This window comes from Streptomyces sp. NPDC040410 (genome assembly GCF_055595715.1).
On record NZ_JBVIVK010000005.1, the window covers coordinates 14783 to 37159 of the forward strand.

The 22377-nt window shown below is 71.2% G+C and carries 18 protein-coding genes; 5 read left to right on the forward strand and 13 right to left on the reverse strand.

What is annotated here, in order from left to right; all coding sequences use genetic code 11:
- Positions 1 to 55: 55 nt before the first annotated feature.
- From ACZ562_RS12310 to ACZ562_RS12350, 9 genes are all read right to left on the reverse strand, one after another.
- Positions 56 to 1030, reverse strand: coding sequence for a ribose-phosphate diphosphokinase (locus tag ACZ562_RS12310; protein WP_471176947.1), 975 nt, complete (start codon positions 1028 to 1030; stop codon positions 56 to 58).
- Entirely contained in the window at positions 1027 to 2097 is a 1071-nt protein-coding gene (locus tag ACZ562_RS12315) for an alkene reductase (RefSeq protein WP_471176950.1), read from the reverse strand. The genes ACZ562_RS12310 and ACZ562_RS12315 overlap by 4 nt, the downstream gene beginning before the upstream one ends.
- A gap of 628 nt (positions 2098 to 2725) precedes the next feature.
- Positions 2726 to 3649, reverse strand: a complete 924-nt coding sequence (locus ACZ562_RS12320) for a pseudouridine-5'-phosphate glycosidase (protein WP_471176954.1) — start codon at positions 3647 to 3649, stop codon at positions 2726 to 2728.
- A complete protein-coding gene (locus tag ACZ562_RS12325; protein ID WP_471176956.1) occupies positions 3646 to 3900 on the reverse strand; it encodes a tautomerase family protein in 255 nt (84 codons plus the stop codon). The genes ACZ562_RS12320 and ACZ562_RS12325 overlap by 4 nt, the downstream gene beginning before the upstream one ends.
- A gap of 64 nt (positions 3901 to 3964) precedes the next feature.
- Positions 3965 to 7795 (reverse strand): non-ribosomal peptide synthetase family protein, encoded by a 3831-nt coding sequence (locus ACZ562_RS12330; protein ID WP_471176959.1) that lies wholly within the window; start codon positions 7793 to 7795, stop codon positions 3965 to 3967.
- A 31-nt stretch (positions 7796 to 7826) separates the two neighbouring features.
- Positions 7827 to 8771 carry an EamA family transporter gene (locus ACZ562_RS12335; RefSeq protein ID WP_471176961.1) on the reverse strand — a complete coding sequence of 315 codons (945 nt, stop codon included), beginning with the start codon at positions 8769 to 8771 and terminating at the stop codon, positions 7827 to 7829.
- Positions 8768 to 9433, reverse strand: coding sequence for a uracil phosphoribosyltransferase (gene upp, locus ACZ562_RS12340; RefSeq protein WP_471176964.1), 666 nt, complete (start codon positions 9431 to 9433; stop codon positions 8768 to 8770). The genes ACZ562_RS12335 and upp overlap by 4 nt, the downstream gene beginning before the upstream one ends.
- A gap of 106 nt (positions 9434 to 9539) precedes the next feature.
- Positions 9540 to 10223 carry a phosphoribosylanthranilate isomerase gene (locus tag ACZ562_RS12345; protein ID WP_471176966.1) on the reverse strand — a complete coding sequence of 228 codons (684 nt, stop codon included), beginning with the start codon at positions 10221 to 10223 and terminating at the stop codon, positions 9540 to 9542.
- Between the two features lie 155 nt (positions 10224 to 10378).
- Complete coding sequence (locus ACZ562_RS12350) at positions 10379 to 11044, reverse strand: nitroreductase family protein (protein ID WP_471176968.1); 666 nt, start codon at positions 11042 to 11044, stop codon at positions 10379 to 10381.
- A gap of 122 nt (positions 11045 to 11166) precedes the next feature.
- On the opposite strand from ACZ562_RS12350, the gene ACZ562_RS12355 reads away from it, so the two are divergent.
- Positions 11167 to 11655: a MarR family winged helix-turn-helix transcriptional regulator gene (locus tag ACZ562_RS12355; RefSeq protein WP_471176971.1), complete on the forward strand. Its 489-nt coding sequence runs from the start codon at positions 11167 to 11169 to the stop codon at positions 11653 to 11655.
- Positions 11656 to 11882: 227 nt separating this feature from the next.
- Here the strand turns inward: ACZ562_RS12355 and ACZ562_RS12360 are convergent, their stop codons facing one another.
- Together ACZ562_RS12360 and ACZ562_RS12365 are read right to left on the reverse strand one after the other, a co-directional pair.
- The gene (locus ACZ562_RS12360) at positions 11883 to 12533 is read right to left on the reverse strand and encodes a DUF4360 domain-containing protein (protein WP_471176975.1); all 651 of its coding nucleotides are present in this window, start codon (positions 12531 to 12533) and stop codon (positions 11883 to 11885) included.
- A gap of 317 nt (positions 12534 to 12850) precedes the next feature.
- Positions 12851 to 13309: an RrF2 family transcriptional regulator gene (locus ACZ562_RS12365; RefSeq protein ID WP_471176977.1), complete on the reverse strand. Its 459-nt coding sequence runs from the start codon at positions 13307 to 13309 to the stop codon at positions 12851 to 12853.
- A 108-nt stretch (positions 13310 to 13417) separates the two neighbouring features.
- On the opposite strand from ACZ562_RS12365, the gene ACZ562_RS12370 reads away from it, so the two are divergent.
- The 4 genes from ACZ562_RS12370 to ACZ562_RS12385 all read left to right on the forward strand — a co-directional run bounded on the left by ACZ562_RS12370 (position 13418) and on the right by ACZ562_RS12385 (position 19930).
- On the forward strand, positions 13418 to 16405 hold the full coding sequence (locus ACZ562_RS12370; protein WP_471176980.1) for a glycoside hydrolase family 35 protein: 2988 nt from the start codon (positions 13418 to 13420) through the stop codon (positions 16403 to 16405).
- 260 nt (positions 16406 to 16665) lie between these two features.
- Positions 16666 to 17271, forward strand: a complete 606-nt coding sequence (locus ACZ562_RS12375) for a toxin-antitoxin system, toxin component family protein (protein WP_471176983.1) — start codon at positions 16666 to 16668, stop codon at positions 17269 to 17271.
- Complete coding sequence (locus ACZ562_RS12380) at positions 17268 to 18539, forward strand: MAB_1171c family putative transporter (protein ID WP_471176985.1); 1272 nt, start codon at positions 17268 to 17270, stop codon at positions 18537 to 18539. Before ACZ562_RS12375 ends, ACZ562_RS12380 begins: the two co-directional genes overlap by 4 nt.
- Positions 18536 to 19930, forward strand: coding sequence for an FAD-dependent oxidoreductase (locus tag ACZ562_RS12385; protein ID WP_471176988.1), 1395 nt, complete (start codon positions 18536 to 18538; stop codon positions 19928 to 19930). Before ACZ562_RS12380 ends, ACZ562_RS12385 begins: the two co-directional genes overlap by 4 nt.
- Positions 19931 to 20147: 217 nt before the next feature.
- On the opposite strand, the gene ACZ562_RS12390 is transcribed toward ACZ562_RS12385, so the two are convergent.
- Positions 20148 to 20918, reverse strand: a complete 771-nt coding sequence (locus ACZ562_RS12390) for an IclR family transcriptional regulator (protein ID WP_471176990.1) — start codon at positions 20916 to 20918, stop codon at positions 20148 to 20150.
- Positions 20919 to 21133: 215 nt separating this feature from the next.
- A complete protein-coding gene (locus tag ACZ562_RS12395; protein ID WP_471177857.1) occupies positions 21134 to 22363 on the reverse strand; it encodes a PucR-like N-terminal domain-containing protein in 1230 nt (409 codons plus the stop codon).
- Between the last annotated feature and the right edge of the window lie 14 nt (positions 22364 to 22377).

A 22377-nucleotide genomic window follows, 5' to 3' on the forward strand; every position in this document is an offset into this window, starting at 1 on the left:
TTGCACGGCCAATGGCCCGCGCGGTCTCCAGGGCGGTGACTGCGCGGGCCTTGGGTCACAGCTCCTCGAGGAGGCTCGTGACCGAGCCGTTCTCGAAGATCTCCCGGATCGCGTGGGCCACCACGGGCGCGATGGACAGGACCTCGACCTTGTCCAGGCCGGTCGCGGCGGCCGTCGGCAGGGTGTCGGTGAAGACGAACCGGCTGACCCTGGAGTTCTTCAGACGGTCCACCGCCGGGCCGGACAGGATGCCGTGCGTCGCCGCGACGATGACGTCCTCTGCGCCGTTCGCGTACAGCGCCTCGGCCGCGGCGCAGATCGTGCCCGCCGTGTCGACCATGTCGTCCACCAGGACGCACACCCTGCCCTCGACGTCACCGACCACCTCGTGGACGCTGACCTGGTGGGCGACGTCCTTGTCACGCTTCTTGTGGACGATCGCGAGCGGCGCGCCGAGCCGGTCGCACCACCGGTCGGCGACCCGAACCCGGCCGGCGTCCGGCGACACCACGGTGAGCCGGTCGTGGTCCGTCACCGCGGCGATGTGATCCGCGAGCGTGGGCAGCGCGAAGAGGTGGTCCATGGGACCGTCGAAGAAGCCCACGATCTGGTCGGTGTGCAGATCGACCGTGATCACGCGGTCCGCACCGGCCGCGGTGAGCAGGTCCGCGACCATCCGCGCCGAGATCGGCTCGCGGCCCTTGTGCTTCTTGTCCTGGCGCGAGTAGCCGTAGAACGGGGCCACGACGGTCACGCTGCGGGCCGAGGCCCGCTTCAGCGCGTCGATCATGATCAGCTGCTCCATGATCCACGTGTTGATCGGTGCCGTGTGGGACTGGAGGACGAAGCAGTCCGCGCCGCGCACCGACTGCTCGAAGCGGATGTAGATCTCGCCGTTGGCGAAGTCCCGCGCCTGCGTCGGCACCAGACCGGTGCCGAGTTCACGGGCGATCCGCTCGGCGAGGTCGGGGTGGGCCCGCCCGGAGAACAGCAGCAGCTGCCGCTCGGCGCCCCTGGCCACCGCCCTCACTGGCCGAGGATCGGGTAGTCGGTGTAGCCGCGGTGGTCGCCGCCGTAGTACGTCGACTCGTCGGGCGCGTTGAACGGGCCTCCGGCCCGGACCCGGGCGGGCAGGTCGGGGTTGGCCAGGAAGAGGGCGCCGAGGGACACGGCGTCGGCGAGGCCCTCGTCCAGGATCTGCCGGGCCGTCTCGGCCGTGGCCGGGAAGGAGTCCGGGGTGGCGTGCGGGTTGACCACCAGGTTGCCCTGCCACAGGTCGCGCACGGCACGGGTGACTGGGCGCGTGACGATCTCGCAGACCTCGAGGAACGCGAGCTCCGGCAGGGCCGGGACCAGGGCCGCGTACAGGGCCTCGGTGTCGCCCTCGGCGATGTCGTTGTAGGTGTTGCCGGGCGAGACGCGCACGCTGGTGCGCTCGTTGCCGATCGCGGCGGCGACGGCCTCGGTGACCTCGACGGTGAGGCGGATACGGTTCGCGACGGAGCCGCCGTAGATGTCGGTGCGGTGGTTGGTGTTCCCGGCGAGGAACTGGTGCAGCAGGAAGCCGTTGCCGGCGTGGATCTGGACGCCGTCGAAGCCGGCCTCGACCGCGTTGCGGGCGGCGGCAGCGAAGTCCTCGACGGTGGCGGCGATCTCGTCGGCCGTCAGCTCGTGCGGGACGGGATAGTCCTGCTGGCCGTCGGGAGTGAAGCACTGCCCGGCCGCCGCGATCGCGGACGGGGCGACGGACGTGTGGGCGCTGTCGTACAGCGACGGGTGGCCGATCCGGCCGGAGTGCATCAGCTGGACGACGATGCTGCCGCCGGCGGCGTGCACGGCGTCCGTGACGGTCCGCCAGGTCCTGACCTGCTCGGGGTGGTGCAGGCCCGGGGTGTTGACGAAGCCCTGTCCGACCTGGGAGGGCTGCGTCCCCTCGGTGATGATGAGCCCGGCCGAGGCGCGCTGCGCGTAGTACTCGGCCATCAGCTCGGTCGCCCCGCCGCACGGCTTGGCCCGGTTGCGGGTCATGGGCGCCATGACCATCCGGTTGCTCAGCGGGATCTTGCCGAAAGTGACGGAGTCGAAGAGAGAGGTCATGGATCTTCCTTTGCGAGTGTCGGAGATGGAGGAACAGGCGCGCTCGGGGCACGTCCGGCGGATCGGGTGCGGACCGCCCCGGCGGCGGGTCAGCGCAGGCGGGCGAGGACGATGAGGCCGCCCCCGCACGGGCTTTGTTCGAGCGTGGGGACGTCCGGCTGCCAGACGAACCAGGCGCCGGGCCGTGCCGTCGGTGCCGCCAAGCTGTGCCGCCAGGCCGTGCCGTCGGTGCCGCCAAGCTGTGCCGTCGGGGCGTGCCGCCAGGCCGTGCCGCCAGGCTCCCGTCGTCCGCCCGGAGGGCGGGACGGACGAGAGGCGGCGACTGGGCCTGGGCCAGCGGCGGGCCCCCACCGCAGCCGCCAGGTCCTGAGGCCCGGCGAAGGCGGACGCAAACCGCAGCCACCAAGGCCCCAGGTCCGCGGTCACATTCCCGTCGCCCGCCCGGAGGGCGGGGCAGGCGGCAAGGTGACGACAGGGCCTGGGCCAGCGGCGGGCCCCCACCGCAGCCGCCAGGTCCTGAGGCCCGGCGAAGGCGGACGCAAACCGCAGCCACCAAGGCCCCAGGTCCGCGGTCACATTCCCGTCGCCCGCCCGGAGGGCGGGGCAGGCGGCAAGGTGACGACAGGGTCTAAGCCCGGCCGCGGCGGGCGTAGGCCGCGGCGAGGCGGCCGCCGACCTCGGCCGTGGAGATGAGGACGGCCATGTTGGCCTGGGCGGTACGGCCGCCGGTCGCGCGGTCGACCGCGTGCATGAGGTACTTCGTCAGGCCCTGGCCGGTGACACCGTCCAACTCGGCCTGGGCGAGCGCGTCGTTGATCGCGGCCTCGGCCTCGTCGGAGTCGACGGCGTCCTCCGCCCGGGGCGGGGTCGTGAGGACCACGCCGCCGGGGTGGCCCGTGGCCCAGTGGGTGGCGACGACCTCGGCGATCAGGTCCTCGTCGTCGATCCGGTGCGGGGACCTGATGCCGCTGGAGGCACAGTAGAACGCGGGGAAGTCGTCCGAGCCGTAGGAGATCACCGGGACGCACTGGGTCTCCAGGTACTCCATGGTCAGCTTCAGGTCGAGGATCATCTTCGCGCCGGCGCACACGACCGCGACCTTGGAGCGGGTGAGCTGGATCAGGTCCGAGGAGACATCCATGCTGGTCTCCGCGCCCCGGTGGACGCCGCCCAGCCCCGCGGAGGAGAAGAACGGGATCCCGGCGAGCTCGGCGGCGACGAGCGAGGACGCGACGGTGGTCGCGCCGCGGCCCCGGCGGGCGAGCACCACGGGCAGGTCCCGGCTGGAGACCTTGGGGATGCCGGACCCGGACGCGAACCGTTCGATGTCCTTCTCGGTCATGCCGACGCGGATGGCGCCGTCCTCGATGCAGATGGTCGCCGGGACCGAGCCGCCCTTGCGGACGGCGGCCTCGACCTTGAGTGCGGTCTCCGCGTTGTGCGGGTACTTCAGACCGTGGGTGATGACGTTCGACTCCAGCGCGACCACCGGACGCCGCTCGTGCAGGGCGTCGCGGACCTCTTCGCTGTAGACGACGGGGATGCGGCTCATCGGTGTCCTTCAGTGGGGATGGGCTTCGAGTAGTTCGGCTGCTTCCACAGCAGGTGGGACTTGTCGTCGATCTCCGGTGTGTGGACCCGCTCCGTCCAGAGCGAGGGCTCGACGGGCTCCACCGCGAGGGACACCGCTCCCGGTTCGGTGCCGAACACCCGGGTGACGGCCTCGGTCAGCGTGGCGACCAGGTCGGCCTTCTCGGCCTCGGTGAAGGTGCGGGGAAAATGCTTGATGCTGATGTGCGGCACGGCCGCGCTCCCTTCTGAGTGGGGACCTCGCCCCGCAGCGGGGGAATCCGCGGGGCGAGGAGCTTCAGTGACGGTTCGTCACGTCTTGTATTCGGCCGATGAGTTCGGCCACGCCGTGCTTCTTCAGCACCCCGTAGTGATCCCCGTCGAGATCGACGACGGTGGGCGGCGTCGCGGAGTAGCCGGAACTGGACTCGAGGAACGAGTAGTCGTCGCCCTGGGCCTTGAAGATCGTGACCGGCGCGTCGATCCGGCGTTCACGCAGCTCGCGGAAGCTGTACTCGAACTCGTACGTCTCCGCGACGATCCGGGTGATCCGGCGAATCGTTCCTTCGTCCAGCGCGGGCAGCCGGCCGTGGACGAAGGCCACGAAGGAGTCCTCGTCCATCGCCTCGCGCAGGCAGGCCTCCACGGCCGGGCCGTGGACGGTGCCCGCGAAGACGGAGAACAGGATGGTGACGTAGGCGGGGTTGGCGAAGGAGGCCTCGCGGCCCCAGCGCCGTCCGTCCTCGGCGCGCACCTCGGGGTTGCCGGGGCAGATCAGCAGCAGGTTCTCGACCTTCTCGCCGAACTGCTCCAGCTGCCAGGCCGCCTCGAAGGCGACCCGGGCGCCGAAGGAGTAGCCCCACAGCGTGTACGGCCCGGACGGCTGGACGCGGCGGATCTCCGCCACGTCGGCCATGGCCATCTCCCGGATCGTGCCGTGCGGCACCTCGCCGGGGTTGATGCCGTGCGCCTGGATGCCGGTGACGGGCCGGCCGAGGTCCACGCCCCGGGCGAGCGGCCGCAGGTTCATCGGGTAGCCGCCGAGCCCCGGCCAGCAGAACACCGGGCTGCCTGCCCCGCCCGTGTGCAGCGGGACGAGGCGGGACGCGCGCTCGGGCGTGCCACCCTCGATGCGTGCGGCGAGGTCGGCCAGCTTCGGCGACTCGAAGATCACCTGCAGGGGCAGGGAGGCCCCGTACTCCCGCTTGATCCTGTTGACCAGTGCCACGGCGTGCAGGGAGTTGCCGCCCGAGGCGAAGAACTCGTCCTGGGTGGAGACGTCGTCGTACTTCAGCATCCGGGCCCACTCGGCCGCCAGCCACCGCTCCGTCGCCGTCGCGGGGGCCACGTACTGCGTCGCGGTGCGGGCCTGGGCGACCTCCGGCAGGAGCGCCGTGGCCTTGGCGTCGATCTTCCCGTTCGCGGTGAGCGGCAGCTCGTTCACCACTTCCACGCGTGCCGGGATCATGTAGTCCGGGAGGAACTGAGCCAGGTCGTCGCGGATCATCTCCGCGGGGCCCTTGGTGTGCACCGCGTCCTCGTTCATGCCCTCGTGCGCGGCCTGCCCGGCGCTGATCCGGCCGCCGACGAAGAAGTACGAGGCGGGCGCGGCGGCCACACCGGAGGCCGCGAGCAGGTCGTCGAGACGCCGGGAGGCCGGCAGGGGGTTGCCCGTCTTGGAGGAGTAGCCGGAGGACATGAGGCCCATCTGGGGAACGCGCTGGAGGCGGTGCAGCAGGGTGCCGAGCACGATGTACGTCCGCCACTCGTCCGTGGCGCGGGAGACGGCGCTGATCCCGAAGGAGGCCGCGTCGTACACGCCCTGGTTGATGGCGATGACGTGGCGCCGCTCTACGACGTCCGCGCCGATCCGGTCGAGCCGCCCTTCCCGGTACCGGTACAGGCCCGCCGCCAGCCCCGCCACCCGGTCGTCGTGGGCCTGCACATACAGCTCGACCTCGTCCGGGCCGGCCCTGCCGTGGTCCTCGGTGATCGCGTAGGTGCCCAGGTAGTGGTCGTCCTCGGCGACGTCGAGCCGCGTCCTGACCGCGGGCTCGAAACCGACGGGGGAGATGGTGAGGCCGTGTCCGGGCAGGACCTCCTCGAACACGCCGAGCATGTGGCCGGCCTCGAACTCCAGCACCTCGACGATGTTGTTCTTGTAGACGGGCTCGATGGCCCGCCTCCGGCCGAGGAAGTGCACCCTCAGGCTCGGGGCCGGGGTCTCTTCGGGCAGGTCTGCAACGCGGACGAGGGTGTGGTCGGCGGGGTGGTGGTAGTAGACGCCGGACAGGCCGGACACGCCGCTGATCTCCAGGTACAGCTGGGTGGCGTACAGGGCGCCCGGTGAGGCGTAGGCGTACTTGGGCAGGAGCCGCTCCTCGCTGCGGAACGGGCCGAACCAGCGCAGGATCCGCCCGAGTTCCTCCAGGGTGAGCTCGGTGAGCGCGCGCGGCGCGTGCGCCGTGCGGTGGCGCGGGGAGAGCAGGGCCAGCAGGTCGTCGGCCGTGACGGAGCCGCCTTCGTAGGAGCGGTAGGTCTTGCGGGCGAACGCCTCCCGGCGCTGCTCGTCGGTGGCCTGCTTGCCCGGCAGCTCGGCGACCTGGCGGTCCGCCAGCTCCTCGGGCGCGCGCAGGCCGGGGTTGGCGAGCTGGGCCCGCACCTGGAGCTTGGACGCCTTCGACTGGTGGTGGGCGGCGTCGTCGCGGCCCTGGTCCATCACCGCGGCGGTGCGCTCGTTCAGTTCCACCGCGGCGACGAGCGACTTGCCGCCGGTGCGCGGGTCGTCGGTGACGATCGCCGCCGCGCGCCGCACCCAGGTGTGCTCCTCGATCCGGGACGCGACCTCCTCCAGCTCGACCCGGTACCCGCGCAGTTTGACCTGGTTGTCGGTGCGGCCGGTGAACTGGATCGTGCCGTCCGGGTTCCACTGGCACAGGTCGCCGGTGCGGTACAGGCGTTCCGTCGGGTTGAACGGGGAGGTGAGGAAGCGCTCGGCCGTCACCGCGGGCAGGCCGATGTAGCCGCGGGCGACCTGGACGCCCCCGATGAACAGCTCGCCGCTCTCGCCGATGTCGACCGGCTGCCTGTTCTCGTCGAGGATGTAGCAGGTCACGTTGTCGGCCGGTACGCCGACGGGGAGAATCCCGGCCGGAGCCTCGCCGAGGACGTCGGGGTCGACCCAGTGCGAGGTGGCGTTGATGGTCGTCTCGGTAGGCCCGTACAGGTTGACCAGGGACACTCCGGGCAGGGCAGTGAACAGGTCTCGGGCGAGCCTGCGGGTGAGGGCCTCACCGCCGGAGAAGAGCCGCGTCAGGGAGGTGCACGCGCCTAATTCCTCGGTGTCGACGAGGGCCTGGAGCAGGGTCGGCACGGCCTGCAGCGCGGTCACCCGGTGCTCGCAGATCATGGTGATGATCGCCTCGGGGTCCCGGAAGAGGCCGGGGGCGCCCATGACCACGCGGGCACCGACGGCGTTGGCCAGGATCTCCCATTGGGCGGCGTCGAAGCTCATCGGCGTCTTCTGCAGGATCGACACGCCGGGCCCGAGGTGTCCGCAGTTGGCCAGCCACTGCAACTGGGAGACGATGCTGCGCTGCTCGATCATCACACCCTTGGGCTTGCCGGTGCTGCCCGAGGTGTGGATGACGTAGGCGAGGTGCTCGCCGTGCGACTGCGGCAGGGGGGCCGCCGGGGCCTCGGCGGCGTCGGCCGTGGTGACGACCCGGGTGCCCTCGGGCGCGAGGCGCAGGGCCTGGTCGCGCAGGTGCGGCTGGGTGACGATGACCCGGGCTCCGGAGTTCTCGACCATGAACCTGAGGCGGGCCTCGGGATAGTCGGGCGACAGCGGCAGGTAGGCGGCGCCGGCGGTGAGGATGGCCCAGACGCCGGTCATCAGATCGGCGGAGCTTTCGGTGTAGAGGCCGACGCAGGTGTCGGGTGCGACGCCCATAGCGGTCAGATGGGAGCCCAACCGGTCGGCGTGGGCCTTGAGTTCGTGGAACGTGAGGTCGCCGGCCGTGGTGGTGACAGCGATGTCGTCGGGGCGCAGCCGGGCCTGGTAGGTCAGCAGGCTGCGCAGCGACGCGTGCTTGAAGAACACGCCGGATATCGGAGTCTGGGTGTTCATACGGTTGTTCCCCCCGTGGTTGGTGTGGTGCTCAGACGCGGCTGGCGGCGCGCGTCGGCGGTACCGGTGTGATCGGTTTGGCTCGGTTACGTGGCTGGGCGAGGACCACCGCCGCCACGACGGCGGCTGCGCCGAGCAGTTGGAGCGCGCCCAGGGTCTGGTCCAGGAAGAGATAGCCGAGGATCGTCGCGCACAGCGGTGAGGCGAACGACAGGAACGAGGCGGCGAGGGCGGGCAGCCGCGACAGTCCGCGGAACCACAGGACGTAGGCGATCAGGGCACCGATGACGCTGAGGTAGAGGAATCCGCCGACGTTGCCCCAGGTGAGATGGTCGGGCAGCTCCTCGGTGGTCAGGGTGATCGGCAGCAGGACCAGGCCGCCGACGGTCAGCTGCCAGCCGGTGAAGGTGAGCAGGCTGACGTCGTCGGGGCGGCCCCAGTGCTTGGTGAGGACGATGCCGGACGCCATGGACAGGGCGCCGAGGAGTCCGGCCACGACGCCGACACCGTCCAGGCCCGCGTGCGGCTGCAGTACGAGCAGGGCCACGCCCGCGGCACCGATCAGGCAGGAGAGGAGGTGGATCCGCTGGATGCGGTCCTTCAGCAGCAGTGCGCCGAGCAGCAGCACGATCATCGGCTGGACGGTCATCACCAGGGCGGCCACTCCGCCGGGCAGGTGGTAGGCGGCGAGGAAGAGGAAGTAGAAGAAGGCGCCGATGTTCAGCACGCCGAGGACGACGGCCCGCCACCACCAGATCCCCTTGGGCAGGGTCCGCGTCACCAGCAGCAGGATCAGCCCGGCCGGCAGGGCGCGCACGGTGGAGGCCAGCAGGGGCCGGTCCGGCGGCAGGAACTCGGTGGTGATCAGGTAGGTGGATCCCCAGACGGCGGGGGCGAGGGCGGTGAGCGCGGAGGTCGCGGCCAGCCGCTGACCCCTCGCTTCGCCGCCTGCCGGACTGGTGGCCTGGCTGCTCATGTGTTGGCTCCGGAGTCGGTCGTACCGAAGAAGCGGTCGCCGAAGTCACCGATGCCGGGGATCATGAACGCGTGCTCGTTGAGCCGGTCCTCGATGGCGCTGGTGACGATCTTCACGTGCGGCCGCGCCCGGTCGACACGGCGCAGCCCTTCGGGGGAGGACAGGAAGTTGATCATAATGATGTGGTCTTCGCGCACGCCGGAGTCGAGCAGCACGTCGACGGCGGCCAGCGCGGACCCGGCGGTGGCCAGCATCGGCTCCAGCAGCAGTACGTGGCGGTCGGCGATGTCGGCGGGCAGGTGCTTGTAGTAGAGATGCGGCAGCTTGGTCCGCTTGTCGCGCTGGATGAGGATCTTGCCGATGCGGATGCCCGGGTGGACGTCGCGGAGCTCGGCCTCCATGGCCTCACCGGCCCGGATGACGGGCACCGCGCAGATCTTCGTGGCGAACTCGAGGCCGTGGTAGGTGGCGCCGACGGGAGTGGCGATGTCCTTCTTGGTGAACGGCAGCAGGTCCATGCCGGCTTCGAGCAGGAGTCGGATCACGCGCCGCGAGTAGAAGACGAAGTCCTCCCGGGTGCAGTCCTTGTCCCTGATGATCGTGTGGATGGCGCGCAACTGGTCGGTTTGCGGTAACAGGTGCACGTTGTGGCCCGTGGCCATGGCTGAGCTCCTCGGCGGTGGCTGGAACGCGGGTCGCTGGAGAGTGCGGGAAGGGTGGGGCATCCGGGCGGCCCTCCGGCCGGACGCCCCCCGCTTCGACGGGCGGTCAGCCGATCTCGTCGAAGGCGCGGCGCGCCTCGGCGATGAACTTGGCGACCTTCGCGCGGTCCTTGCGCCCGTCCGGGCCCTCCAGTCCGGTGTGCGCGTCGACGGCGGCGGGCTTGACGGCCCTGATCGCGTCGGCGACGTTCTCCGGGTTCAGGCCGCCGGCCATCATCAGCGGCTTGGGCGAGCGGCGGACCAGCTCGGCGGAGACGTTCCAGTCGTGGGTCAGGCCGGTGGCGCCCTTGGCGCCCGTCCTCGGGTCGAACGTGTCGGTGATGTACATGTCGACGAAGGGGTGGGTGTCGTCGACGAGTTCCAGCAGCTCGTCGGCGTTGTCCTGCTTGACGACGAGGGACTTCAGCACGAACAGGTCGGGGCGGGCCTCCTTCAGCCGCCGCAGCTGCTCCGTCTCCACATCACCGTGCAGCTGTACGGCGACGACACCGAGCTCGTGGCAGAAGTCGCTGATCTCCTCCGCGTCGGTGAGGTAGCTGATGAGGACGCCCGCGTGCGGGGCCTTGAGCCCCTTGATGATGACTGCGGCGTCCTGCTCGGGGATGTCGTCCTTCCCGGACGGCAGCCGCAGCGCGAACCCGATCCAGTCGGCCCCCTCCCCGATGATCATGTCGGCTTCCGCGGCGTCGATGATGCCGGCGACCTGGACGAGCTTGTTGACAGTGGTCATGTCGGACCAACCCCCCTGGTGATTACGGATGTTCTGGTAATGGTGGTGCTACGGCGCCCCGTCAGGGGCGCCGGGCCGTGTGGATGTGCGGTTCCGCCGGGCGCGACAAGCCCACGACGGACCCGCGACCGGCCCACGGCATGTCCGGGCGGCTCTCAGCCGTAGGTCTCGCTGTACACCGTCGACGACCGGTCTCGCCGCCCCGGATGAAGCCGCGTCTCGGACGGATAACCGAGCGGCATGAGAAGGGCGATGTGGAGATCCTCACGGCCCTCGATCCCGATCGCCTTCTTGACCGCGCCCTCGTCCCACCCGTTCATGGGACTCGTGGCAAGGCCGGCGGCATGCGCGGCGATCAGCATGAAGGACGCGGCGATCATGGCGTCCTTCACCGCGTACTCACGGGTGAGCCCACGCTGGTGCAAGTCCTCGTGAAAGGCACGCGCGTCGTCCGGCGATGCCGCCGCGAACCGCTCGGACCACGCTCCGAGACGTGTCGCAGTGTCCCAGACGTCGCCCCGGTCCTCCCGCCACGCGCCGGACTCGGCGACGAACACGAGCATCACCGGCGCCTCTTGAGGATGCGGCTGTCCGCCGGTGGCCTCCGCCAGCGCCTTGCGGCCCTCCTCACCGATGACGGTGACGACGGAACGGGCCTGGAGATTGAAGCTCGACGGCGCTTCCAGGGCGAGATCGACCAGTTCGTGCAGCAGCGGCGCCGGTACGGGGTCCGGCCGGTAGTGGCGGATGCTGCGGCGTGAGCGGATGATCCTGGACACGGTGGTGTGGTCGGCAGCCGGCGGCTCCACGGACTCGGACACGAAACCATCCTTCGACGTCGAACTATCTGACATCGAGAAGCTATGGCATGAACTAGAGTGCCGTCAAACAGTTTGGCGTCGAATTAATATGGTTGACGCATTGGCAAAGAAGAGGTGACCTCATGCGTGATGCAGTCGACGACTTCCTCGATCAGTGGGCCGCTCAGCGCACCGACCTGGACCTCGACGCGATGGGCGCGATCGGCCGTATCCTGCGACTGTCTCGACTGGTCAGCACCCACCTGAAGGACTACTTCGCCCAGTACGACATGGAGACGTGGGAGTTCGACGTCCTGGCCACCCTGCGCCGCAGCGGCAGGCCACTGACGGCCAAGTCACTGGCCGCCAGCGTCATGATCGGCTCGGCCGCTCTCACCAACCGCATCGACAGGCTCGTCGCCCGCGGCCTCGTCACGCGCGAGTCCGTCCCCGGCGACCGCCGCAGCCTGCACATCGCCCTCACGGACGAGGGAAGGGACCTGGTCGACCGCACGGTGGAAGGTCACGTGCAGAACCAGCGGAAGATCCTTTCGGGCCTGGCGGACGCGGACCGGAAGGACCTCACCCGGATCCTGCGCGCGCTGCTCGCATCCCTGGGAGACACTCGCTGACCACGACCCCGCGCGCCGACACCCCGGTCTCCGGGTTCCTGCCACCTCGACGGACAGTACGTCCGCCCCGGCATCACCGGAGGCAAGTCGGCCGCACCGCCGAGGCGACGCTCGTCCCGGGCGTGGAGCGGAGCTGACGCCCACCTCGGGCGCTGGGCGACCGCGACCTCACGACTGCGGTCACCCAGGGCCCACTTCGTCCGGTCAGCGGGGAGGCCGCCCGGCCCTCAGGACTCCGGACACTCCTTCCACGCCAAGTGGTACACCGTGCTGATGTCCCCGTCGGTCGAGTCCATCGTCATAAAGCTGACCTTGCCGGGCGCCTGCGTGCCGGCGCTCACGCGGAGCTCGGTGTTGATGTTGAAATTGCGCTGGACTCCACAGGGGGCCCAGACCAGCTGGGCCCAGTCCGTGGTGTCCGTGGCCTGCCAGTTGTCGTTGTGGGGGCCGCTGAAGGGGTGGGTCCTGGAGGCCGTGCTCGGGGAGCCCTGGAAGTAGTACGAGGCTCGCTGGGTGCCGCTCGCGCCGGGCTGGAGCGCGGCGAAGCCGCGGTAGTCGGCGCTGGCGACGGCGTAGGTGAAGCCCTGCGGGACGTGGACGATCAGGTTGAGCTGGCAGTTCTTGCGGAACGCGGTGGGGTCGGAGTTGCCGCCGGCCTGGGCGAGGTAGTCGCTGTAGGTCACCGTGAAGGCGGTGTTGTCCTCGGAGACGGCGATCGCCGTCGTGCCCTGGGGACAGCCGGAGCCGTTCACCGTGGCCACCTTGATGACGATCTTGTCCGGGGGCGGGTCCTCGAACCCGCCGGACGGGCCCTGCGCGGGGAGCGCGGCGGTGAGGAGAGCGGCGACCGCGCCGCTCAGCAGGAGTCCACCGGTCATGGTCTCTCCTAAAGGGGTTGGGGGGTGGCTGCACCCTCGGCCTTCGAAGAACCCACATGAAGAACCTGTGGGAATCCTGTGAAGGGCGAGGGGCGATCGCATCGTAGGAAGCCCCGCAGGAGGCGGTCAGGGCGAACTCCGGCCATTCACAGGTTCGGATTTCACAGGGAACGAACAGTGCCCGGACTCGGTTGAAATCAGCGGGCGTTGGCCGGTGCATCCCCAGGTCATCCAGAGCCGCACCGGGTGACGCTCACCGTGGGCCTCAGCACCGCCTGATCAGACGGCCCACAGACCGAGCGCGTACGGGGCGAAGGTCACGGGTTCTCCCAGGCGGCCGGCTCGGCGGCGAGCTGCCGTACCGACTCGGGCAGCGCGTCCGCCGCGATGTCCGCGAGCGTGACGCCCTCCAGGATCCTTCTCACATTGGCGCGCAGGGCGATCCACAGCGGCAGCAGCGGCCGCGCGGACCCGGTGTACTCCAGACTCGTGGGACGCTCGCCACGGACCGAGACGATGGGCCCGTCCACGGCCCGTATCACGTCGGCGACTGTGATCCGCGACGCATCGCGGGCCAGCCGGTAGCCGCCGCCCCCGCCCCGCCGGCTGTCGACGATTCCCCCGCGCCTCAGGTCGCCGAGGATCCCCTCCAAAAACTTGTGCGGAATGCCCTGAGCAGCGGCGACGACCTCCGCCTTCACCGGCTCGCCGCCCTGCCGCACGGCCAGTTCCAGCACCGCGCGTACCGCGTAGTCCGACCGTGCGGAGATCCTCATACGAACATTGTGAGGCGTCCAGGTGTGCACAATGGCCCAACCCGACATTGACCCCACGTGGCACTCGCGTTACGGCGGAACGGAACAGGCAGTACAGGAGGCGCTCCCTTGGAGCTCAGCAGACGTACATTCAGCGCCCTCGCCGGCACCACGGCGCTCGGTCTCGCGCTGAGCGGCAGCGGCACCGGGGGATCCAGCGCCTACGCGTCCCACACCGCGCCCACGGGTCCCGCGCCGGCGCCGCCGGCCGCCGACGGGCGGGAGCACACGGTGGGCTTCGACCGGTACTCGCTGGTGATCGACGGCAGGCGGCTGGTCCTGTGGTCGGGCGAGCTGCACCCGTTCCGGCTGCCCAGCCCGTCGCTGTGGCGGGACGTGCTGCAGAAGATGCGCGCGCACGGCTACAACGCGGTCAGCGTGTACGTGGCCTGGAACTACCACTCACCCGCCCCCGGCGAGTACGACTTCACCGGCGTCCGCGACCTGGACCTGTTCCTGCGCACGGCCACCGAGACCGGCCTGTACGTGATCCTGCGCCCGGGCCCGTACATCGACGCGGAGATCGACGGCGGCGGCCTCCCGGGCTGGCTGACGGCCACCGGGGGCAGGGCCCGGACCGCCGACCCGACCTACCTGAAGCACGCCGACGCATGGCTGACCGAGGTCAACGCCATCGCCGGCCGGCACCTGTTCACCCGGGGCAAGGGCACGGTCCTGCTCTACCAGATCGAGAACGAGTACGACGCGTACGCCGGGCAGGCGACCGGCCGCGCCTACATGTCCCACCTGTACAAGAAGGTGCGGGCCGACGGGATCGACGTACCGCTGTTCCACAACGACAAGGGCAGGAACGGGTACTGGGTGCCCGGGTCCTTCGACACCGGAGGCGAGAAGGGGCGCTGGCTGTACGGCTTCGACGGGTATCCGTCGCCGGACAGGACCCCGCCGGACTGGGGGCACTTCGGGACCGGCGGGGCGAAGGGCGGGGCGTCGGCCAGTCCGAAGACGCCCGGGTTCGTGCCGGAGTTCGGCGGCGGCTGGTCCGATCCGTGGGGCGGGGTGTCGTTCCAGAAGAAGGGGTACGCTCAGGCGCGGCGGACCCGGGACGCGGCGTACGAGCGGCGTTTCCACTTCACCAACCTCGCCAACGGGATCACGCTGCACAACGTCTACATGACCTTCGGCGGCACCTCCTGGGGATGGCTGCCCGCGCCGGTCGTCTACACGTCGTACGACTACGGGGCGGCCTTCGACGAGGCACGCAATCCGACGCCGAAGCTCGCCGCCGTGCACCAGCTGGGGCATCTGCTGCAGCGCGTGCCGGACTTCGCCAAGCTGGACCGGGCGCCGCGGGTGAAGGCCGCGGACGGGCGGCTGAAGGTGTACCACCTGACCAATCCCGACACGCACTCCCATGTGTACGTCGTGCGCAACGACACCGCCGAGGCGATCTCCTCCCCGCTGCCGGACGCCGGCATCGAGGTGCCGGTCAACGTCCCCGCGCGGGACGCCCGGCTGCTCGCCACCGGGCTGTCCATGGGCGGGGACCGGAAGCTGAAGTACGCCACCGTGGAACCCACGATGTTCCTCAAGGCCGGGCGGCAGGACATCGTCGTGTTCTCGGGTCGGTACGGCGAGATGGCGCAGATCGTGGTGGAGTGCCCGGAGGAGCCCACGCCGACCCGGCTGGACCCGGAGGTCGCCTGGGTGTTCGACCGCGGCCTGCTGCGCATCACCGCGCCGCTCGGCGTCGGCGGGCTGAGCCGGATCCTGGTCGACGGCGGCGGGTCCGACCGGCAGCTGCTGATCCTCCTCGCCGACGACGGCACCGCTCTGCGGCTGTGGCCGTACGACACCCCGTCGGGCACGGTGCTGGTGTATGGCCCGTCGCTGGTGCGCGAGGCCGCCCTGAGCGACTCCACCGTGCACGTCACCGGCGACACGAAGACGGCGTCCGGGATCGAGGTGTGGGGGCCGCGCGGCATCAGCCAGGTGACCTGGAACCAGAAGGTGGTGCCGACGAGGATCAGCGCCTCCAGCAGCCTGATGAACCTGCAGCTGCTGCCCGGCGTGGCGCCGGTGACGCTGCCCTCGCTGGACGGCGGCTGGCGGCGCAAAGCCGAGAACCCCGAGTCGGCGCCCGGCTTCGACGACTCGCGGTGGACGGCCGCCGACAAGAAGACCTCGTACAGCACGACCCCGGTGCCCAAGGGGCAGCCCGTGCTGTTCGCGGACGACTACGGCTTCCACTACGGGGACGTCTGGTACCGGGGGCACTTCAAGCAGGACGTGACCGAAGTGGAGTCCGTCTCTCTCGCCTACAGCACGGGCACGCAGGGGCTGCTGATGGCGTGGCTGGACGGGCAGCCGCTGGGCGCCCATCGCATGCCGGTCCCCGACGAAAGCACCGCGGAGCAGGGCAGTTGGGCGGCGAAGGCCACCTTCGACGTGTCGGAGGAGCTGCGCGGGAAGGTGCGCGGCGAGCAGGGCGCACGTGACTCCCACGTCCTGTCCGTCCTCGTGCGGCGGATGCAGCACGACCGGGACGGCGAGGCGCACGACACCCACAAGGCGGCACGCGGGCTGACCGCGGTCACCTTCAAGGGGGCTTCGCCGAGGATGAGTTGGAGGCTGCAGGGTGAGTCGGCACCAGACCCGGTGCGCGGGCCGCAGAACAACGGCGGGTTGCACGGCGAACGGGAAGGCTGGCACCTGCCGGAGTACGGCGACGGCGACTGGGCGGCCGCCGAGCTGCCGCGGGAGGACCGACGGCAGGGGGTGACCTGGTACCGGACGAGCTTCCGGCTGGCCGTGGACGCGGGCACCGACGCCTCGGTCGGCCTCGTCCTCGAGGACGACCCGTCCCGCGCCTACCGCGTCCAGATCTTCCTCAACGGCTGGAACATGGGCCAGTACATCAACGACGTGGGGCCGCAGCACACCTTCGTCCTGCCGAACGGGATCCTGCGCACACGGGGGGCCAACACACTGGCCCTGGCGGTTCTGTCCGACGGGACCACACCCTCGGGTCCGGGCAAGGTACGGCTGGCGCTGCTGGGCAGCGCGGCCGGCGGAGTGCCGGTGATGCCGGTATGACCTTCAGTCCGCCGAACAGGGAGGACGGTGAGCGTGCCGTCCGGGGGATGGCGAATGCTGGCCGGACGTCCGGACGGAACTGTGGATTCCGAGCGCCTGAGCGTCGATGGGCCGGGCAGTCGGCGGGTGGCCGGAAGTTTCGAAAGGCCGCGGTCGTTCCCCGTTGAACAACGGTCGGCGGATCACATGACGCGGACACATCCGGACGCGTAGTCTCGAACAACGTGCTGTGCGGCGGTGACAGGGACCAAGGGGGAGCGATGGACATCGCGGGCGCGCGGAAGACGGCGGCCCGGATCGCTGCGGCGCTGCGGCGCTCGCGGAGCGGCTCCAAGATGCGCCGTCTGGCTGCCGACCTGGCCGCGTCCCTGCGGGCGAGACCCCTCCCGCCGGCCGACGTGCGCGAACTGTGCCGGGTGCTGTGCGAGGAGATGAGCACGCGGCGTGGCGGGCGGCGCCTCGATCTGCGCTTCGAGCGGTTCCCGGACGAGATCGAAGTCACCGGGCTGTGGGTCGAGTTCCAGGACTTCGACCTGGTCATCGTGGAGGAGAGGGCCGAGGCCGTGCAGCAACTGGTCATCCTCGGCCATGAGTTGTGGCACATGCACGCGGGACACGTTCATCACCACGGGGCCGGTACTGCGGCGGCCCACGCGTTCGCCGACCAGCCGGCCTGGAAGAACCTCGCGCTCACCGTGGCAGCCCGTGACGGTTCCCGCAAGCAGGACGAGGCCGAGGCCGACGACTTCGGCCACCGCCTCGCCACCGTCTTCCGGCCCCTGCTGTCCTGTACGGGCCCGGGCGTCCCCCTCGACCCTCTCCAGAGGACCCTCGGCTACCGCGGACGCGGAAGGACGGCGCGGTGACACTCGATCACGGCTCCTTCGAGCTGGCGCTCAACCCCGCCGGTCTCCTGGACGAGTTCTACATCTCCTTCTGGATCCCCACCGCGGTCCTCACGTCCGCCCTGGTGATCAAGCTGCCCACCATCGTCAGGCTGTGGAAGGACCCGCTGCTGCGCGCGGTCGGCGGACTGCTGCTGCTCGCCTGCTCCGTGTTCGTGTTCGCGGCGCCCGCCACGATCGCCTGGACCAACCGGGTCACCGGCGTACCGAACATCGCGGCCCCCCTGGTGTACTCCCTGCTCACCGCGTTCTGCGGGTCCTGTCTGCTGCTGATCATCGCCTGGCGCAACGGCCTGTCCGACCGCACGGCGCCCACCCGCCGGGCGATGCGCCGGGTCATCACCCTGTATGCGGGCGTGATCGTCGCGCTGTGGGTGCTGTTCGCCCTCGCGGACGCGCCGGTAGAACGGCAACGGGACCTGGACACCTACTACGCGTCCACCCCCTTCATGCGCGAGGAGATCCTGCTCTACCTGCTCGCGCACACCGTGGCCGTCCTCATCACCTCCCGGCTGATCTGGAACTGGGTGCGCACCGACGGGCTCGACGCCTGGCTCCGCTGGGGTCTGAAGTCGCTGGGCGTCGGCTACGCGATGAACCTGATCTTCGACGGCGCGAAGCTCACCGCCGTGGTGGCCCGCTGGACCGGCCACGACCTGGACTGGCTGAGCACGTCCCTGGCCCCGCCGGTCGCCTGTCTGTCGGCCATCCTGATCGCGGTGGGTTTCATCCTCCCGCACGCCGGCCAGTACCTGCACGAGCGCTGGCGCGTCCGGCTCGCCCACCACGAACTGCGGCCCCTGTACGCGCTGATGCGGACCGTCAACGGCAGCGGCGTCCCCTTCGTGCTGCACGCCACACCGGAACTGCGCCTGATCCGCCGCGAGACGTTCATCCGCGACGTCCTGCTGCCCCTGGCCCGGCACATCGACGAGGAGCGGCGGCAGCGGTCGTACGACGCCGCGCTCGACCTCGGCTTCGAGCCCGGCCCGGCGAAGGCGGTCGCGGCCGCCGTCGCCGTTCAGGACGCCGTGGACGCCAAACGGCGCTCACCCGACGGGGACGGCAGCGGCGACCCCGACACCACGGACCTGCTTCAGGAGATCGCGGCCGTGTCCCGGGCCCTCCGCCGCCCCGACGAGATCTCGGCGGTCCGCACCCGCGCGGCCGCCCCGGCCGAGAGCGTGCCCGACATGAGTGACCGCAGCAGAGAGCGTGCCCGTCCATGAGCCAACGCCCCACCACCGCCGTCGTCCTCGGCGGTTCCCTCGCCGGCATGCTCGCCGCCCGTGCCCTGGCCCCGGTCGCCGGCCGCGTCACCGTCGTCGAGCGCGACAGGCTGCCCGCCGGCCCCGAGCCGCGCAAGGGGCTGCCCCAGGCACGGCACGTCCACCAGTTGTGGTCGGGCGGTGCGCGGGCGCTGGAGGAGCTGCTGCCGGGCGTCACGGGACGGTTGCGGGAGGCGGGGGCGCACCGGCTGCCCGTCACCACGGACATGGTGGCGCTGTCGCCGAAGGGCTGGTACCGGCGCTGGGCCGAGTCGCACTTCATGCTGCTGTGCGGCCGGGACCTGCTGGACGCGACCGTCCGCGAGGAGGTGCTCGCGGACGACCGGGTGGAGCTGGTGGACCGGGCCGAGGTGCTCGGCCTCGACGGTACGGACGCCGCCGTCACCGGGGTCCGCATCCGCGCGCACGACGACACCGAACGCACCCTCGCGGCCGACCTGGTCGTCGACACCACGGGGCGTGCGTCCCGTGCCGTGCAATGGCTGACGGGGCTCGGGCTGCCGGCCCCCGAGCGGCGGGAGGTCGACTCGGGCTTCGCCTACGCGACCCGCCTCTACCGCGCGCCGGCGGCGGCCCGGGACGGTTTCCCGGTCGTCAACGTGATGGCGGACCCGCGCTCCGGGGAGCCGGGCCGGGGAGGCGTCCTGCTGCCCATCGAGGACGGGCACTGGCTCGTCACCCTGCTCGGCACACGCGGCGGCGAACCGTCCGCCGACACCGCCGACTTCGACCGGTACGCCCGCGAGGAACTCCGGCACCCGATAGTCGCCGAGCTGATCGCACAGGCCGAGCCGCTGACCGGCGTCGCCTTCACCCGCACGACCGCCAACCGCCGCCATTTCTACGAGCGGATGCCGGTGTGGCCGGAGAACTTCGCCGTCCTCGGCGACGCGGTCGCCGCGTTCAACCCGGTGTACGGGCACGGCATGTCGGTCGCCGCCCAGGGAGCTGTGGCCCTGCGGGACGCGGTACGGCGCCACGGGTGGGGTTCGCCGGGGCTGTCACGGCGTATCCAGAAGGCGGTGGCCCGGCCGGTCGGGGCGGCGTGGGACCTCGCCGTCGGACAGGACGTCTTCTTCCCCGGTGCGACGGAGTCCGGGCCGACCCGGCGCGAGCGCCTGCTGGCGACGTACGTCGACCGTCTGACCCTCGCGTCCACGGGCAACGGGCGGATCGCGCGGAAGGTGACGGATGTGATGTCACTGGAGCGGGGTGCCGAAGTGCTGCTGGCTCCGCGGGTGTTGCTGGGCGCGCTGGTCGGCCCGCTCAGGCCACCGCTGAGCGGACCACCGTTGACGCCGGAGGAACGAAAGGCAGCGGGGCTGTCGTAGGCCGCCGCCCAGCCGCGGGCGGTCGTGCCGCTGGGGCGGCACCGGTGTGCGCAGGCGGCACCCGGTCACGCCGGGCTGCGCGACCCACCCCCCGGCACCAGCCCACCTCACCCGGCAAACGCCGGTGCCGCCAGCCCCTCCCCCGCGCCCGGAACCACCAGCAACGACCCCGCGCCGAGGGCCGCCTCCGCGCGTACCGCCACCTCGTACGCCGTCGTCACACGGTCCGGTGGCCGAGGTGCTCCGACAGCTCGGCGGCGCCCTTGGCGGCGAGCTGCTCGAGCTCGGCCCGGCGCTCGTCGCTCCAGCGGATCATGGGCACCGAGATGGACAGCGCGGCGACCACCCGGCCGGTGCGGTCGTGCACCGGGGCGGCCACGCAGGAGACGTCCGGATTGGACTCGCGGTTCTCCACGGCGATGCCGCGCCGCCGGACCTCGGCGAGGGCCTCACGCAGGGCGGCCGGGTCGGTGATGCTGTCGGGGGTCATCGCGGCCAGCTCTGCGGTGTCCGGGATGCGCGAGGCGAGCTCCGGCTCCGGGAGGGAGGCGAGCAGCATCTTGCCGACGGAGGTGCAGTGGGCGGGCAGCCGGCGCCCGGCCGCGGAGACCATCCGCACGGCGTGCGTGGAGTCGGCCTTGGCGATGTAGATGACGTCGGTGCCCTCGAGGATCGCCACGTGCACGGTCTCGTCGCAGGTCTCGGCGACCGAGCGGGCGATCTGCTGGCCCTCGGTGGCGAGGTCGAGCTGCTCGGCGTACCGGCTGCCGAGCTGGTAGGGGCGTACCCCGAGCCGGTAGCGTCCGGGCCGGCCGGGCACCGGGACGATGTACGACCGGGCGGAGAGCGTGGTCACGAGTTCGTGCACGGTGGTGCGCGGGAGCTGGAGCGTGCGGACGATGTCGGGGGCGGAGAGCGTCCCGTCCCCGTCGAGGAAGAGCTCGAGAATGTCGAGAGCCCGGGTCACGGCTGGTACGAGGCGTCCCACGACCGCCCTCTCTTCAGGTTCAAGCGGCTGCGTTCGAAATTTCAACAGACGATCGGTATGACGAACACAGGCTGTCACAGTGCGTTTGCCCGGGCAATGGGCATGCGTCCGCCACGTGTCCCCCCGGGGTGGGTCACGGGCGGCTTCGCGCCGGCTCCTGAGGGCGGCCGGCGGTCAGGGCCGCCGCCGGACCAGGTCCGTCCCTCACCTCACCCCTACGGCTCTCCGAGCCTTCCGCGCAGTCGCCGCGCCCGCAGCACCAGCTCCAGCTCGAAGCGGCGGTCGGGGTCGTCGATCTCGTCGCCCCACAGTTCGCGGATCTGGCGCAGGCGGTAGCGGACGGTCTGCGGATGGACGCCCAGCCGGGCGGCCACCTCGGGTGCCCCGCCGCGGGTCTCCAGCCACGCCAGTAGGGTCTCCGCGAGCCGTCGGCCGTGCGTGGGCCCGCAGTGGGCGAGCGGCGCCAGGCAGCGCAGTGTCAGGTCGTCGATCAGCTCCTCCGGCTGCAGCAGCACCAGCGCCTCGGTGTGCTCGGTGCAGTACAGGACCTCTCCGGCCGGCAGCAGCCCCCGCTCCATCAGGTGTACGGCGGCCTCGGCCCACCGCAGCGACTTCGCCGCGTCGGCCAGCGGCACCGGCGGCCCGAGGGCGCCCGTCCAGCCGCCGAGTGCCCGGCGCAGCAGCTCGGGGCGTCCGCCGGCGTCCGGCTCGGGCACGACCATGCGGGGCTGCTCGTACTCCATGTCGAGCAGCACACCCTGCCCCACCGCGGGCGCCATCGCCTCCCGCGCCGGGCGCAGCAGCACGCCCACCGCGACCTTCCCGGGCAGCTGCCAGCCGACGCGGGCGGCCCGTTCGGTGAGCGCGTCGGCCCGGTCGCCCCGGTGGTGTTCGGCGAGCAGGAGCTCCATCAGCCGGCGTTGCAGCCGCAGCCGTTCCCCGGCCTGTCTGGCCGCCGCCTCGGCGTAGCCGCGGACGGACTGGTCGACGAGGCCGTCGAGGTACTCGTAGCCCGCGTCCACCAGCTCGTACATCGCCGGTGGCGGGATCTCGATGCGCTGGCCGATGTCGGCGAAACGGCGCCAGGCCAGGCGTACGCCCATGCGGTAGATCGCCTGGAGCGAGTCCAGGCTGCGGCCGCCCAGACCCTCGCCGCGGCCGAAGTCCTGGAAGACGCCGGGCGGTACGGTCGGGCGGCCCTCCGCGGTCTCCAGACACTGGACGAACACCTCGATGGCCCGGCGGATGCCGACTAGCGCCATCGGCTCGCCCGACTCGTCGAGGACGACGGGCAGATGCGGGTACTCGCGGCGGATCTCGCGCAGGATCTCCTCGGCGAGCGCGGGGGCCTCGGCCATCGCGATCGCGGCGAACTGCCGCACCTGGAGACGAGGGACGTCGAGCCAGGCCGAGCGGGGGGTGACGGTTGCCGGGCGGGCCTGCAAGGGGGGATTCGCCT

Bases quoted from the DNA above. Each gene is read 5' to 3' on its own strand.
- ACZ562_RS12320 (WP_471176954.1), bottom strand. From the start codon at position 3,649: ATGAGCCGCATCCCCGTCGTCTACAGCGAAGAGGTCCGCGACGCCCTG.
- ACZ562_RS12375 (WP_471176983.1), top strand. From the start codon at position 16,666: ATGGACATCGCGGGCGCGCGGAAGACGGCGGCCCGGATCGCTGCGGCG.
- ACZ562_RS12335 (WP_471176961.1), bottom strand. From the start codon at position 8,771: ATGAGCAGCCAGGCCACCAGTCCGGCAGGCGGCGAAGCGAGGGGTCAG.
- ACZ562_RS12330 (WP_471176959.1), bottom strand. From the start codon at position 7,795: ATGAACACCCAGACTCCGATATCCGGCGTGTTCTTCAAGCACGCGTCG.
- ACZ562_RS12360 (WP_471176975.1), bottom strand. From the start codon at position 12,533: ATGACCGGTGGACTCCTGCTGAGCGGCGCGGTCGCCGCTCTCCTCACC.
- upp (WP_471176964.1), bottom strand. From the start codon at position 9,433: ATGGCCACGGGCCACAACGTGCACCTGTTACCGCAAACCGACCAGTTG.
- ACZ562_RS12355 (WP_471176971.1), top strand. From the start codon at position 11,167: ATGCGTGATGCAGTCGACGACTTCCTCGATCAGTGGGCCGCTCAGCGC.
- ACZ562_RS12385 (WP_471176988.1), top strand. From the start codon at position 18,536: ATGAGCCAACGCCCCACCACCGCCGTCGTCCTCGGCGGTTCCCTCGCC.
- ACZ562_RS12315 (WP_471176950.1), bottom strand. From the start codon at position 2,097: ATGACCTCTCTCTTCGACTCCGTCACTTTCGGCAAGATCCCGCTGAGC.
- ACZ562_RS12365 (WP_471176977.1), bottom strand. From the start codon at position 13,309: ATGAGGATCTCCGCACGGTCGGACTACGCGGTACGCGCGGTGCTGGAA.
- ACZ562_RS12345 (WP_471176966.1), bottom strand. From the start codon at position 10,223: ATGACCACTGTCAACAAGCTCGTCCAGGTCGCCGGCATCATCGACGCC.